11 protein-coding genes are annotated in these 12,789 nt (G+C 67.8%); 3 read left to right on the top strand and 8 right to left on the bottom strand.

The genetic code is table 11. From position 1 onward, the window contains the following. Positions 1-52: 52 nt before the first annotated feature. Positions 53-961, bottom strand: coding sequence for a LysR family transcriptional regulator (locus A9975_RS36165; RefSeq protein WP_183036926.1), 909 nt, complete (start codon positions 959-961; stop codon positions 53-55). A 155-nt stretch (positions 962-1,116) separates the two neighbouring features. Here A9975_RS36165 and A9975_RS36160 point away from each other — a divergent pair, with 155 nt between their 5' ends. The 3 genes from A9975_RS36160 (at position 1,117) to A9975_RS36150 (ending at position 3,320) form a co-directional block, all read left to right on the top strand. Continuing rightward, the gene (locus A9975_RS36160) at positions 1,117-2,310 is read left to right on the top strand and encodes an MFS transporter (protein ID WP_183036925.1); all 1,194 of its coding nucleotides are present in this window, start codon (positions 1,117-1,119) and stop codon (positions 2,308-2,310) included. Between the two features lie 82 nt (positions 2,311-2,392). Then, on the top strand, positions 2,393-2,947 hold the full coding sequence (locus A9975_RS36155; RefSeq protein WP_183036924.1) for a cysteine hydrolase family protein: 555 nt from the start codon (positions 2,393-2,395) through the stop codon (positions 2,945-2,947). A 67-nt stretch (positions 2,948-3,014) separates the two neighbouring features. Then, on the top strand, positions 3,015-3,320 hold the full coding sequence (locus tag A9975_RS36150; RefSeq protein ID WP_183036923.1) for an NIPSNAP family protein: 306 nt from the start codon (positions 3,015-3,017) through the stop codon (positions 3,318-3,320). 97 nt (positions 3,321-3,417) lie between these two features. Here the strand turns inward: A9975_RS36150 and A9975_RS36145 are convergent, their stop codons facing one another. From A9975_RS36145 to xsc, 7 genes are all read right to left on the bottom strand, one after another. Next, the gene (locus A9975_RS36145) at positions 3,418-4,932 is read right to left on the bottom strand and encodes a PLP-dependent aminotransferase family protein (protein WP_183036922.1); all 1,515 of its coding nucleotides are present in this window, start codon (positions 4,930-4,932) and stop codon (positions 3,418-3,420) included. Positions 4,933-5,068: 136 nt separating this feature from the next. After that, on the bottom strand, positions 5,069-5,719 hold the full coding sequence (locus tag A9975_RS36140; protein ID WP_255504253.1) for a c-type cytochrome: 651 nt from the start codon (positions 5,717-5,719) through the stop codon (positions 5,069-5,071). A gap of 11 nt (positions 5,720-5,730) precedes the next feature. Beyond that, entirely contained in the window at positions 5,731-6,987 is a 1,257-nt protein-coding gene (locus tag A9975_RS36135) for a molybdopterin-dependent oxidoreductase (RefSeq protein ID WP_183036920.1), read from the bottom strand. Positions 6,988-7,069: 82 nt separating this feature from the next. Then, positions 7,070-8,509: an FAD-binding oxidoreductase gene (locus A9975_RS36130; RefSeq protein ID WP_183036919.1), complete on the bottom strand. Its 1,440-nt coding sequence runs from the start codon at positions 8,507-8,509 to the stop codon at positions 7,070-7,072. A gap of 37 nt (positions 8,510-8,546) precedes the next feature. Continuing rightward, the gene (locus A9975_RS36125; RefSeq protein ID WP_183036918.1) at positions 8,547-8,957 is read right to left on the bottom strand and encodes a nuclear transport factor 2 family protein; all 411 of its coding nucleotides are present in this window, start codon (positions 8,955-8,957) and stop codon (positions 8,547-8,549) included. Positions 8,958-9,232: 275 nt separating this feature from the next. Beyond that, positions 9,233-10,594: an amino acid permease gene (locus tag A9975_RS36120; protein WP_183037000.1), complete on the bottom strand. Its 1,362-nt coding sequence runs from the start codon at positions 10,592-10,594 to the stop codon at positions 9,233-9,235. Positions 10,595-10,904: 310 nt separating this feature from the next. Further along, entirely contained in the window at positions 10,905-12,737 is a 1,833-nt protein-coding gene (gene xsc / locus A9975_RS36115) for a sulfoacetaldehyde acetyltransferase (protein WP_183036917.1), read from the bottom strand. Between the last annotated feature and the right edge of the window lie 52 nt (positions 12,738-12,789).

Genomic DNA, 12,789 nt, shown 5'->3' with positions numbered 1-12,789 from the left:
GACGCGTGATCGGCTCTTGTAGCAAGCCAGGCGTCCCGACGGATCCGCGTGCCTAAGCCCCCATCTCCACCCGCTGCGCCAGGAAATCCAGCAGCGCCCGCACCCGCGCCGGCAAGTGGCGGCCCTGGCCCAGGTACACCGCGTGCACCGCCTCCAGGTCGCCGGGGTTGAACGCTTCGAGCAGCGGCACCAGCCGCCCGGCGGCGATGTCCTCGCGGACCTGGAACACGGCCATCCTGGCCAGCCCCAGCCCGCCGACCACGATCCGCCGCAGCGCGTCGCCATTGCTGGTCATGGCATTGCCGAGCGGCGCCACCATGGTGGCTTGCCCGCCTTCGAGCATCGGCCAGCCTTCGATCGCGCGCGCGTAGCCTAGCTTCAGGCAGTTGTGCCCGGCCAGGTCGGCGGGCACGCGGGGCGTGCCGCAACGCGCCAGGTAGGCGGGCGCGCCCACCACCACCATGCGGGTCTCGCCCAGCTTGCGGGCCATCAGCTGCGAGCTCTTCAGCTCGCCGGCGCGGATCGCCACGTCAGTGCGCTCTTCCATCAGGTCGATGACCTGGTCGGTCAGCACGATATCGAGCTGGATGTCCGGATACAGCGCCAGGAACTCCGGCACCAGCGGCAGCAGGAAGTGATCGCCAAAGGGCACGTTGGCATTGATGCGCACGCGGCCGTGGGGCGCGGCGCTGGCGGCGGCACCGCGTTCGGCATCGTCCAGGTCGGCCAGCACGCGCACGGCGCGTTCGTAGAAGGCGCTGCCTTCCGCCGTGAGCTCGATGCGGCGCGTCGAGCGGTTGACCAGGCGAGCGCCGAGCCGGGCCTCCAGCCGCGCCACCAGCTTGCTTACGGCCGACGGCGTCATGCGCAAGGCGCGCGCGGCGGCGGAGAAACCGCCCAGCTCCACCACCCGCACGAACACTTCCATCTCGCCGGAGCGGTTGACTTCGAGCCTCGACATTGTGAATTCAATTCATAAATGTTGTTCGTGCGGGCAGTCTACCGCACCAATCTCCCCGTCCCCATACTTCGCTGCATGCTGCTCCGGCTTCCTGGACTTCCTTGACTTCCCGGATTGCATGTAACCCGTATCGCATACCGCTTCACATACTCCCTATGCCACTCGCTCTCTATGCCTTGACCGCCGGCGCCTTCGGCATCGGCGTCACAGAATTCATCATCATGGGCCTGCTGCTGGAGGTCGGGACCGACCTCGGCGTCTCCATCGCGGCGGCGGGCCTGCTGATTTCCGGCTATGCGCTTGGCGTGGTGGCCGGCGCGCCGGTCATGACCGCGCTGACCGCCCGCTGGCCGCGCAAGACGGCGCTGCTGGCCCTGATGGTGATCTTCACCATCGGCAACGCGGCCTGCGCGCTGGCGCCGAACTATACGTTGTTGATGGCCGCGCGGGTGCTCACCGCGCTGGCGCATGGCACGTTCTTTGGCGTGGGCTCGGTGGTTGCCACCGGGCTGGTTGCGCCGCACAAGCGCGCCTCGGCCATTGCCGTGATGTTCACCGGGCTGACGGTGGCGAGTGTGCTCGGAGTGCCGTTCGGCACCTGGCTCGGGCAGGCCTACGGCTGGCGCGCCAGCTTCTGGGCGGTGGCCGCCGTTGGCTTGCTGGCGGTGCTGGTGATTGCCTTGGCGGTGCCGGCCGAGCGCGAAGCACCGCAAGCCCCCGACCTGCGCCGCGACCTGCGCGCGCTGATGCGCCGGCCGGTACTGCTGGGGCTGCTGACCACGGTGCTGGGCTACGCCGGCGTGTTTGCGGTGTTCACGTATATCGCGCCGATCCTGACGCAGATCACCGGCTTTGCCGACAGCGCCGTCTCGCCCATCCTGCTGGTCTTCGGCGTGGGCCTGGTGGCCGGCAACCTGCTTGGCGGCAAGCTGGCGGACCGCCATCTGCAGGCCACCGTGCTTGGCAGCATGCTGGCGCTGGCCGTGGTGCTCGGGCTGATGAGTTTTGTCCTGCACAGCAAGGTGCTGTCCGTGATCTTCATCGGCCTGCTGGGCGTGGCCGCCTTCGCAACCGTGGCGCCGCTGCAGATGTGGGTGCTGGAGCGTGCCAGCGGTGCAGGGCAGAGCCTGGCGTCAAGCTTCAATATCGCCGCCTTCAACCTGGGCAACGCCATTGGGGCGTGGCTGGGCGGGGTGGTCATCACCCGCGGTCCGGGGCTTGGCGCGGTGACCCGGGTGGCGGCACTGGTGCCGGTAGCGGCCGTGGCCGTGGCGCTGCTGGCCATTCGGCTTGATCGTGGCACGCCGGCGGATGGTGGGGTCAAGCTGGCCTCGCCGCCTTTGCATTGATTTCGGCGCATTGCGTTGCGGTCGCGCGGGCGCTCGCATATGCTGGCGGCTATCCAGCTACGGGCCGCCGGCCATTCATTCGATGCAAACCGCTCTGATCGTGATTGACGTACAACGTGGCCTGTTCGACGATGCGCCACGCCCGGGCGATGCCGATGCCGTGCTCGGCCGCATCAACGGCCTCGCGGCACGGGCGCGCGCAGCGGGCGTGCCGGTGGTGTTCGTGCAGCACGAGCAGGCTGGCGGCGCGCTATCGTTCGGCTCGCCAGGCTGGGAGTTGGAGCGCACGCTGGTCGCAGCGGCCGACGACCACCGCGTGCGCAAGACCACGCCCGACTCTTTCCTGCATACCGAGCTCGCCGCGCTGCTGGACCGCCTGCGGGCGAAGCACCTGGTCATCTGCGGCTATGCCACCGAGTTCTGCGTGGACACCACCGTGCGCCGCGCCGCCGGGCTTGGCTATTCGATCACGCTCGCCGCCGACGCGCACACCACGCACGACAAGCCGCACGCCAGCGCCGAGCTGATCCGGCGCCACCACAACGCCACGCTGCCGGCCATCACCAGCTTCGGCCGGCCGATCCGGGCGCTGGCGTCGGAAGTCATCGGGTTTGGCGGCGGCGCGGCGGGCGGCTGAGGCAAGAGACAGAAAAAGAGAAGGCAGCATCGTCAAAGCAAAATCAACCCAGGACAACTACCCCACCATGATCACCTGCTACCTGCGTTATATCGTCGACGCCAACAAGCTCAAGGAGTTCGAGCACTACGGCAAGCTGTGGATTCCGCTGGTCGAGAAATTCGGCGGCCAGCATCATGGCTATTTCCTGCCGTCGGAAGGCGCCAACAACGTGGCGCTGGCCTTGTTCTCCTTCCCCACCCTTGCGCTGTACGAGGTGTATCGCAACCAGTCCTTCGACGATCCGGAGTGCCAGGCGGCGTTCCGCTACGCGCAGGAAACGCAATGCATCGTCAGCTACGAGCGTAGTTTCTTCCGGCCGGTGTTCGAGTAAGGCGGGTAAGGCGGGTAAGGCGGAGCAAACCAACGCATCGCGTGCGCCGCCGCGCTTTGCACCTTCACCGGGCCTTCACCGGGCCTTCACCGGGCCGTCAGCGCACCATCGCCTGCCCGATCAACTGCCCCAGCAGCTTCACCCCTTCCTCGATCCGCTCTTCCGCAATGGCCGTATAGCCCATGCGCAAGTGCGGCGACGGCGCATCGGTAGAAAAGAACACATCCCCCGGCTCGATGATGACGCCGTGCGTGAGCGCGATCGCGGCCAGCTTGCGGGCGTCGAGCCCGGGCGGGCCTTCCACCCAGAACGATGACGCGCCGGGCGAGTTGCGCGCGCGCGCCTGCGGCAGGTGGCGCGCCAGCATGTCGCGCAGGATCTCGGCGCGGCGCTGGAAGATGGGCGCCACGCGCCGCAGCAGCGCGTCGTGGTGGCCCAGCGAGATGAACAGCGCCGTGGCGCGCTGGTTGTTGGCGGGCGGATGGCGCAGCATGAAGCGGCGCAGCGCGCGCGCCTGGCGGATCACGGCGGCAGGGGCGACGATGTAGCCGAGCCGGATGCCGGGCACGAAGGATTTGGACAGGCTGCCCACGTAGATCACGCGGCCATCGCGGTCCAGGCTTTTCAGTGCGGGGATGGGCTGGGTCAGCGCGGGGTTCTCGGTGTCGTAGTCGTCCTCGATCAGCACCACGTCGTGGCGGCGGGCTTCGAGCAGCAGCGTCTCGCGCCGTTCCAGCGGCATGGTGACCGTGGTGGGGCACTGGTAGCTGGGCGTGATGAAGGCGTAGTCGCACTGGGCCAGCGCTTGGTCGGGGCACAGGCCGGACTCGTCCACCGCCAGCGGCACCACCTCGCGCGCGCGCATGCCGAAGATATGGCGCGCATCGTTATAGCCAGGCTCTTCCAGCCCGACCCGCGCGCCTTGCATCAGCAGGTCGGCCAGCAGGTAGAGCGCGTTTTGCGCGCCCATGGTGACCATGATCTCGTCGGGGTTGGCCCACACGCCCCGGCGCGGCAGGATGTGCTTTTGCAACTGCTCGATCAGCAGTGGATCGTCACGGTCGATCAGGTCCGACGCCCAGCCCCGGATCTCCAGCACGGCCAGCGCCATGCGCGAGCATTCGCGCCAGTCGGCAGTGGGAAACAGCGCGGGGTCGAACTGGCCGTAGATGAAGGGGTAGGGATAGTTTTGCCATTCGCTGGGTTTGACGATCGCACGTTTGCCGGTCATGTCCGGCAGTCGCGCGTCCCAGTCCGGGCCGCCTTCGCCTGCGTCCTCGGGCATGGCCGCGCTAATGGCCCGTGCCTGCGCCGAGCCGGGCCTGGCGGCGCTGGGCAACTGTTCCACCACGAAGTAGCCGCGCCGCGGCTTGGTCTCCAGGAAGCGTTCCTCGACCAGTTGCTGGAAAGCCAGGATCACCGTGTTGCGGGCGATGCCCAGCGTGGCCGCCAGTTCGCGGCTGGAGGGCAGGGCGCTGCCTTCCGGCAACTGCCGGGCGAGAATGGCCGACACCAGCTGCTGGCGCAACTGCGCCTGCAGGCTGACGCCGGAGTCGGAGGAAAGCTGCAGCAGCCGGTTCCAGAACGTGTTTGCCTTGCCTACGCTTGCCATGCCGCTCCCGTTGCTGTGGCCGATGCCGTGGACGCTGTTGTGGAGGTGCGCCGGGCCGTTGTCGTGTGCGGCAGATTATGGGCGAAGCCGCGCGCCGGGGAAATGCGGGTTGCCCGCAGTCCGGCGCCTCGGCCTCTCAGCGGCCGAGGATCCACCCCGCCAGGCTTTGCAGGTCTTCCTTGGAGAGCGCGGCATAGGCCGGCATTGGCACTTGCCCCCACTTGCCCGCGCCGCCCGCGCGGATGTTCTGCGCCACCAGCGTCGCGGCGCCCGGCTGGTTCGCGTACTTGGCCGCCACCTCTTTGAACGCTGGCCCCACCACCTTCTTGTCGACGGCGTGGCAGGCGGTGCAGCCATTGGCCGCGAGCAGGGCCTGGGGATCATGGCTGCCGGCAACCGTGGCAGGGGCGGCCGGCGCCGGCGCGCTGCCTTGCGCCGTGGCGTAGGCCGTGCGCTCCGCGCCATAGGTCTTGGTCAGGTAGTCGACCATGGCGGGAATGTCCTCATCCGCGAACGGCGCGCCGAAGGGCTTCTTCATCTTCTTGACCGTCGCCTCCCAGTAGCCGCGCGGCGACGATGGCGGTTGCGTCAGCACATACTGCGCGGAGTGGCAGGTCATGCAGTTCTGCTGCACCAGGCGATAGCCGGGCAGGTCGCTCGGCGTGTAGCGCGCGGTCTCCGGCGGCAGCGTGATTTCCAGTGCTTGCGCGGCGCTGGCCATGCTGGCAGCGCACAGGGCAAGGGCGAGTATCCCGGCGTGGCGGCGCAAGGGCTTGGCGAATTGCATGGCGGCCTCCTTCATGCTGCCACCACGCGCGTGGTTTCCACCACGTTGCGCATATAGCCGGCGGGGTTCCACAGCGCGGTGAGCGGCTGGCTCTGGCCGATACGGTTGCTGGCGCGCACCTTCAGTTCGTACTCGCCCTTCCTTGGCGGCGTGAAGGCCGCCGTCCATTCGCGGAAGGAGTAGCGGCCCAGGTCCTTGCCCAGTTGCGCCGCGCGCCAGGTGCGGCCGCCGTCCGTCGACACGGCCACCTCGTCAATGCCATGGCCGCCGTCGAAGGCGATGCCGCGCAGCACGGTCTGGCGCCCGGCCGGCACCCTGGCGCCATCGGCCACGCTGGTGATGAAAGAGCGCACGTTGAAGCGGTTGATCGGCACCGTGCGCGCGGGCGCCGTGCCGGGCGCCACGCAGGCGCAGGGATTGTCGGGGATGCGATAGGCCGCGTTCATCCAGAACCCATCGAACGGCTTGTCCAGCACCTGGATATCGGCCAGGTGCTTGACCCAGTAGGTGCCGTAGTAGCCCGGCACGATCAGGCGCAGCGGATAGCCGTTGAGCATGGGCAGGTCCGCGCCGTTCATGGCCCAGGCGAGCATGACCTCGCCGTCGAGCGCGTGGTCGATGGCCAGCGCTTTGACGAAGTCCGGGCCGCCTTCCAGCGGCGGGCGGTCCATGCCGTCAAAGCTCACCTGCATGGCGCCGGCCTGCACGCCGGCCTTGTCCAGCAGGGCTTTCAGGGGCACGCCGGTCCAGCGCGCATTGCCCATGGCACCGTTGCCGAGTTGCCCACCGTTGGCGCGCGGGGAGAAAAAGCCCCGGCTGTTGCCCGAGCACTGGTTGACCGCCACCAGGTCCACCGGGGTGGCCAGGCGCTTGATCTCGTCGAGAGAGAGTTCCAGCGGCGCGTTGACCTTGCCGCCCACGCGCAGCCGGTAGGTTTGCGGATCGATGCTGGTGGGGATGCCGCTCCAGTGGTAACGCACGAAGAAGGCATCGTTGGGCGTGATCGGGCCCTCGTTGAACACGCTGAATGGCGTCTCCAGCTGCGGCGGCCGGCTGGTCAGCAGGATCAGCGGGCGCTTCTGGGGGAAGGCCACCAGTTCGCGCTCGCCGTTCTCGAACGGCATCTCGATGCGCGCATCGGCGGCGGTGGCCGCCAGCGCTTGCAGCGCCGGGTGGGTCAGCGCGGCGCCGGCGCCCAGCGCGCCGAGCGAGCGCAGCACGCCGCGCCGGCCTGGCTGCGGGGGTACGGATTGTTGGCCTCGGCCCATGCCTGGCTCCTCGTCTTGAGTGGGGATAGCGGTTCCTGGGGGACCCCGCCTTTGCTCGCCTTCAACCTTCAACCTTCCCGGTTCAGATCACTTCATCCTTCATGTGATACCAGCGATACAGGAACCACTGCCCGAAGCGGCGGAACGGCGCGAACGCCTGCGCTTCCACCATCTCGCGCACATTCGGGAACGGCAGCGCCGAGCGGAAGATCGGCAGTTCCGGCCCCGCGCTCTTGCCCGCGATCAGCGCCGCCATGCGCTTGCCCGCCTGCGCGGAATACATCACGCCGTTGCCGCCGTAACCCATCGCGTAGTAGATGGTCTGGGCCGGGTCCGGCTGGAAGATGCGCGGCATCATGTCATGGCTCACATCGACCCAGCCCCACCAAGAATAGTCGATCTGGATGCCTTCGAGCGCAGGGAACTTGCGGTGCAGGTCGGCAATGAGCTTGTCCTTGTACTTATGCTGCGGCGCATCGTTGCCGGTGATGGCGCTGCGGCTGCCGATCTGCAGGCGGCCGTCCGGCATCAGGCGGTAGTAGTGCCGAAGGATGCGGGTATCGGTGATGACCTGCGTCGTGCGGAAATTGCACGCCTCGCGCTCCGTGGGCGTCAGCACCCGCGTGACGATGGAGTTCGACAGGATCGGGAACAGCCGGTTCTTGAGCTGCGCGTGCAGGCTCGGCGAGGTGTAGCCGCCGGTGGCCACGCCCACCGCGCGGGCGCGCACGATGCCGCCAGGCGTCCTGAGGTAATGCACGCCGCCGCGCGTCTCCCAGCTCAGCACCGGGCTGGAGGGATGCACCTTGGCGCCCAGCGCGCGCGCGCGGCGCAGGTAGCCGAAGGCCAGCTTGCCGGCATGGATGCCGATGCCTTCGGGCTCATGCATGGCGCCGGCGGCTTCCTTGTCGTCGACGTACTCGCGCTTGACGGTGTCGGCATCCAGGATGCGCGCATCGTACTTGAACACGTCGCGCAGCACCTTGGCTTCCTTTTCCAGCGCGGGCATGACCTTGGCGCGGTGGGCGATGTAGAGGTGGCCACCGGGCTGCGGTTCGCAGTCGATGTCCTTGATCAGGTCCTTGAAGGTCTCCATGCCGTCGCACACCTCCTCATGCAGCCGCAGCGCGGTGTCCAGGCCGTAGCGCTGGATCCACTGCGAGCGCTTGAGCCGGCCCGAGGCGCATTGGGCCTGGCCGCCGTTGCGCGTGCTGCAGCCCCAGCTCACGCGGTTGGCTTCCAGCACGGTCGCTTTGATGCCGTGCTCCTGCGCGAGGAAGATCGCGCAGGTCAGGCCGGTGAAGCCGGAGCCGATGATGGCCACGTCCACGTCGATATCGTGCGTGATCGGGCCATCGTCGGGCGGCGGCTCGCCGGCCGTGCCGATCCAGTAGGTGGGAGCGTACTCGCGGCCCTGGCCGGGCGTGGGCGCGACCAGCGGGTCGTAGGCCGGGTCGTACGGCTTCGAAGGCGCGGTGGCGCGGCCTTCGGGCAGGATCAGTCTTGCGGCGGTGGCGTCCATGTTTGTCATCCTCAAATGCCCTCTGGCGGAGCTGGAATCAGTTGGCGGCGCCGGCGCTGGCGGCGGCAACGGGCGGGCGATCCTTGCGGTACGCGTTCTTCACGGCGATCTTGCCGTCGCGGAAGGTGAACACGTCCACCATGCGCGCCTCGATGCGCGTGCCGTCCGCCTTGGTGCCGCGGAAGGTGGATTCGCTGACGCCGCGCTCGCCAGCGACGAAATGCTCGCCGTCAAGCCACGCTGCATCCGGGAACGCTTGCCAGGCCAGCTGGAAGCCCTCGCGTACCGCGGCGCGGCCTTCGAAGCTGCGGCCGAACAGCTCGCTGCCGGCCACGGCGTGGAACACGCAGTCCTCGGCCATGAAGCCCATCAGCGCTTCGATGTCGTGGCGGTTCCACGCGTCGCTGAAGGCTTGCAGGGTGGCTGCGGTTACCTGGGGGTTTGCCATTTGAGTCTCCTTGATGTCCTTGATGGTGCTGGTGATCCGGGCGCCGGACCTGTGCGGCTTATGACTGCAGCATAGAGAGGTGACGCGCAATGCTGTAGGGCCAGATCCGATGAATCGTTTGGGCCAGTGCGCCCCCGGCATGCCGCGCATCAGGTACACGGCCGGGCAGGCGCGGGCGGGCCGGCGCGGAAGATGGCCGCGGCGGCCTGCAAGGCGTTGGGAGGGAAGGCCGCGATGGCACGCATCGCGGCAAGCTGGTTCAGGCGCTGGGCGTGTCAGTCAGCCCGCCGCACCTTGCCCAGCGGCGCGGCGGCGGCGTGCTTTCGGAGCTGCTGGCGCACGGCGTACGCCAGCACCAGGATGCCAAGGCTGGCCACGCCCAGCAGCAGCGGAGTGCGCTGGTCGGGGATAAAGGCCATGGCGACCACGATGCCGACCATGCCGGCGATGGCGATCCAGGTCAGGTAGGGGAAGGCCCACATCCGCACCTTGAGCCGGTGCGGCGCCTCGCGCTCCAGGCGGGCACGCAGGCGCAGCTGCGAGATGGCGATCAGGATGTAGACAAAGATGGCGACGGTGCCATAGGAGTTGACCAGGAAGGCAAAGACCTTGTCCGGCGATACATAGGACATCACCACCGCGCCATAGCCGAACAGCGTGGCGAACAGGATGGCCCTGACCGGCACGCCGTTGCGGCTCAGCCTGGCCAGCCCCTTGGGCGCATCGCCACGCTTGGTCAGCGCGAACAGCATGCGCGACGAGGCGTACAGCCCGGAGTTCAGCGCCGACAGCACGGCGGTGAGCACGACGGCGTTCATGATCTGTGCCGCGGCCGGGATGCGCATGGCATTGAGCGCGCTGACATACGGCGTGGCGATGCCGGCGGAGTTCCACGGCACCAGGCACACCACCAGCAGCACCGAGCCCACATAGAACACCAGCACGCGGGTGATGACCGAGCTGGTGGCCCTGGCCACCGCCTTTTGCGGCTCGGCGGTTTCCGCCGCGGCGATGGTCACGATCTCGGCGCCAAAGTAGAACCCCGTCGCCGCTACCGCGCCTGTCAACACCGGCATGATCCCGTTAGGCGCAAAGCCGCCATGCACGGTGAGGTGTGCCACGCTGGCGGTAGCGCCCGGCCACATGCCGAGCACGAACAGCCCGGCCAGGAACAGGAACACCACAATGGCCGCCACCTTGATCGAGGCGAACCAGAACTCGAATTCGCCAAACGACTTCACCGAGATCAGGTTGGTGAGCGTGAGCATCACCAGCAGCACCAGGCTGATGCTCCACGCGGGAACGTCAGGGAGCCAGAACTGCACCAGGCTGGCCCCGGCCACGGCCTCCAGCGCAACCACGATCACCCAGAAATACCAGTACATCCAGCCAGTCAGGAACCCGGCCAGCTCGCCAATCGCCGGGCGGTCGCTCCAGGCTTCGCGGGCGTATTCGTAGAAGGAGCCCACGGTGGGAAGCGCGCAAGCCATTTCGCCCAGCATGCGCATGACGAGCACCACCAGCAAGCCGGTGATGAGAAAGGAAATGACAGCCGCCGGGCCGGCAGACTTGATGACGACGCCACTGCCGACGAAAAGGCCCGCGCCAATGACGCCGCCCAGCGCGATCATGGTCATGTGGCGCTGTTTCAGCCCGTGCTTCAGGCCGCTGGATTGCTGCTGCTGATGGTGAATCACTTTGCTTGTCTCCTGCTCTGCCCAGGGGTCACGCGCCACGGCTTATATAGTAGTTCGTAGGTCGGCGAATGGCTCGCCGCCGGGGGCCGTGGCCGCGCTCGATGACACCGGAGCGGGTTGCGGCAGGCGGCGCGTATCGCATGCGCCGCCTGCCGCCGGGTCCGGATCATCCCTTGCCCGGCATGTCCGGGCAAGGGATGATCACGTGCTTGTCTGCTCAGTTGTGTGCTGTCCGCTGTCTGCTCAGCGCTCAGACGTAGTCCTTGTACTTGTCGAGCATGCGCACGGGCTTTGCCAGCGCGTCGCGGCGGAACGGGTCGCCGAGCTCACGGGTGCACATGATCTCGATGATGGTGGTCTTGCCGTGGTGCATCTGCAGGTCGATGGCGCGCTTGAGCGCCGGGCCGACGTCTTCCAGCTTGTCCACCACGATGCCCTCGGCGCCCATGGCGCGGGCGATCTCCGCAAAGCTCTGGTTGTCCAGCTCGCCGGCGACGAAGCGGCGGTTGTAGAAGTCCACCTGGTTCTTCTTCTCCGCGCCCCACTGGCGGTTGTGGAACACCACGGCCGTCACGGGGATGTTGTGGCGCACGGCGGTCATGGTCTCCATCAGGCTCATGCCCCAGGCGCCGTCGCCGGCGTAGGACACGGCCGGGCGGTGGGGCGCGGCCACCTTGGCGCCCATGATGGTGGGGAAGGCATAGCCGCAGTTGCCCCAGCTCATGGCGGCGAAGAAGCTGCGCGGCTTGTTGAAGCGCAGGTAGCTGTTGGCCACCGAGTTGATGTTGCCGATGTCGGTTGAGACCATCACGTCTTCGGGCATGGCCTTCTCCAGCTCGCGCAGGACCTGGCGCGGATGCAGGTAGTGTCCGCCGGTGGGCGTGCGCTCCTGCTTCTGCTCCTCGATCATGTCCAGGCTGTAGGGGTCGCGCTCGTGGGTCCACTCGTCGAGTTCTTTCTCCCAGGCGGCCTTCTCGGCGGCGATCTGGCCGGCGCGGTCTTCGCGGGAGGCGTCGCAGGCCAGGGTGCGGCCGGCCAGGCGCGCGGTCAGTGCCACGGCAGCGGCCTTGGCATCGCCGCAGATGCCCACCGAGATCTTCTTGACCAGGCCGAGCATCTTGTGGTCGGCATCGATCTGGATGATCTTGGCGTGCTTGGGCCAGTAGTCCATGCCGTGCTGGGGCAGGGTGCCGAAGGGTCCGAGGCGCGAGCCGAGGGCGATGACGACATCGGCGCGGGCGAGCAGCTTCATGGCCGCCTTGGAGCCCTGGTAGCCCAGCGGGCCACACCACAGGGGATGGCTGGCGGGGAAGGAGTCGTTGTGCAGGTAGCTGTTGACCACCGGGGCGCCCAGCCGCTCGGCGAGGGCCTGGCATTCGTCAATCGCATCGGCCATGACCACGCCGCCGCCGGAGATGATGACGGGAAACTTGGCCTTGGCGATCAGCTCGGCGGCTTCGTTCAGGCGCTGGTCGCCGCCGGGGCCGCGGTCCAGGCGCTGGGGCTGGGGGATCTCGGCCTTGATGTGGCCGTAGAAGTAGTCGCGGGGGATATTGAGCTGGGTCGGCCCCATCTCGGCCATGGCGCGGTCGAAGCAGCGGCCGGTGTACTCGGCCATGCGTGCGGGGTGGGTGACGTGGCCCTGGTACTTGGTGAACTCCTGGAACATGGGCAACTGCTTGGCTTCCTGGAATCCGCCCAGGCCAATGCCCATGGTGCCGGCCTCCGGGGTGACGATGACCACCGGGCTATGTGCCCAGTAAGCGGCGGCGATGGCGGTCACGCAGTTGCTGATGCCGGGGCCGTTCTGTCCGATGACGACGCCGTGGCGGCCCGAGACGCGGGCATAGCCGTCGGCCATGTGGCCGGCGCCTTGCTCGTGCACGACGGGGATCAGGCGGATGCCGGCGGGGGCGAAGATGTCCATGGCGTCCATGAAGGCCGAGCCCATGATGCCGAACATGTCGGTGACGCCGTTGGCGGCCAGGGTCTCGACAAAGGCTTCCGACGGGGTCATCTCTTGCGGGCCGGTGGTGGCGGGCAGCGCGGTGGTCTTGATGGCTTCAGGCAGGTGTTCGCTCATGGTGTGTCTCCGGTCTGTTTATCAAAACGGAACTTATTGTCCCGAAAAGTGT

The sequence above is a fragment of the Cupriavidus sp. UME77 genome (assembly GCF_014170355.1).
In the GTDB taxonomy this organism is placed as follows: domain Bacteria; phylum Pseudomonadota; class Gammaproteobacteria; order Burkholderiales; family Burkholderiaceae; genus Cupriavidus; species Cupriavidus basilensis.
Note: the sequence above shows the minus strand (reverse complement) of the source record. Positions and strands in the feature narration are given on the sequence as shown.

Bases quoted from the DNA above. Each gene is read 5' to 3' on its own strand.
- A9975_RS36165 (WP_183036926.1), bottom strand. From the start codon at position 961: ATGTCGAGGCTCGAAGTCAACCGCTCCGGCGAGATGGAAGTGTTCGTG.
- A9975_RS36160 (WP_183036925.1), top strand. From the start codon at position 1,117: ATGCCACTCGCTCTCTATGCCTTGACCGCCGGCGCCTTCGGCATCGGC.
- A9975_RS36155 (WP_183036924.1), top strand. From the start codon at position 2,393: ATGCAAACCGCTCTGATCGTGATTGACGTACAACGTGGCCTGTTCGAC.
- A9975_RS36150 (WP_183036923.1), top strand. From the start codon at position 3,015: ATGATCACCTGCTACCTGCGTTATATCGTCGACGCCAACAAGCTCAAG.
- A9975_RS36145 (WP_183036922.1), bottom strand. From the start codon at position 4,932: ATGGCAAGCGTAGGCAAGGCAAACACGTTCTGGAACCGGCTGCTGCAG.
- A9975_RS36140 (WP_255504253.1), bottom strand. From the start codon at position 5,719: ATGCAATTCGCCAAGCCCTTGCGCCGCCACGCCGGGATACTCGCCCTT.
- A9975_RS36135 (WP_183036920.1), bottom strand. From the start codon at position 6,987: ATGGGCCGAGGCCAACAATCCGTACCCCCGCAGCCAGGCCGGCGCGGC.
- A9975_RS36130 (WP_183036919.1), bottom strand. From the start codon at position 8,509: ATGGACGCCACCGCCGCAAGACTGATCCTGCCCGAAGGCCGCGCCACC.
- A9975_RS36125 (WP_183036918.1), bottom strand. From the start codon at position 8,957: ATGGCAAACCCCCAGGTAACCGCAGCCACCCTGCAAGCCTTCAGCGAC.
- A9975_RS36120 (WP_183037000.1), bottom strand. From the start codon at position 10,594: ATGACCATGATCGCGCTGGGCGGCGTCATTGGCGCGGGCCTTTTCGTC.
- xsc (WP_183036917.1), bottom strand. From the start codon at position 12,737: ATGAGCGAACACCTGCCTGAAGCCATCAAGACCACCGCGCTGCCCGCC.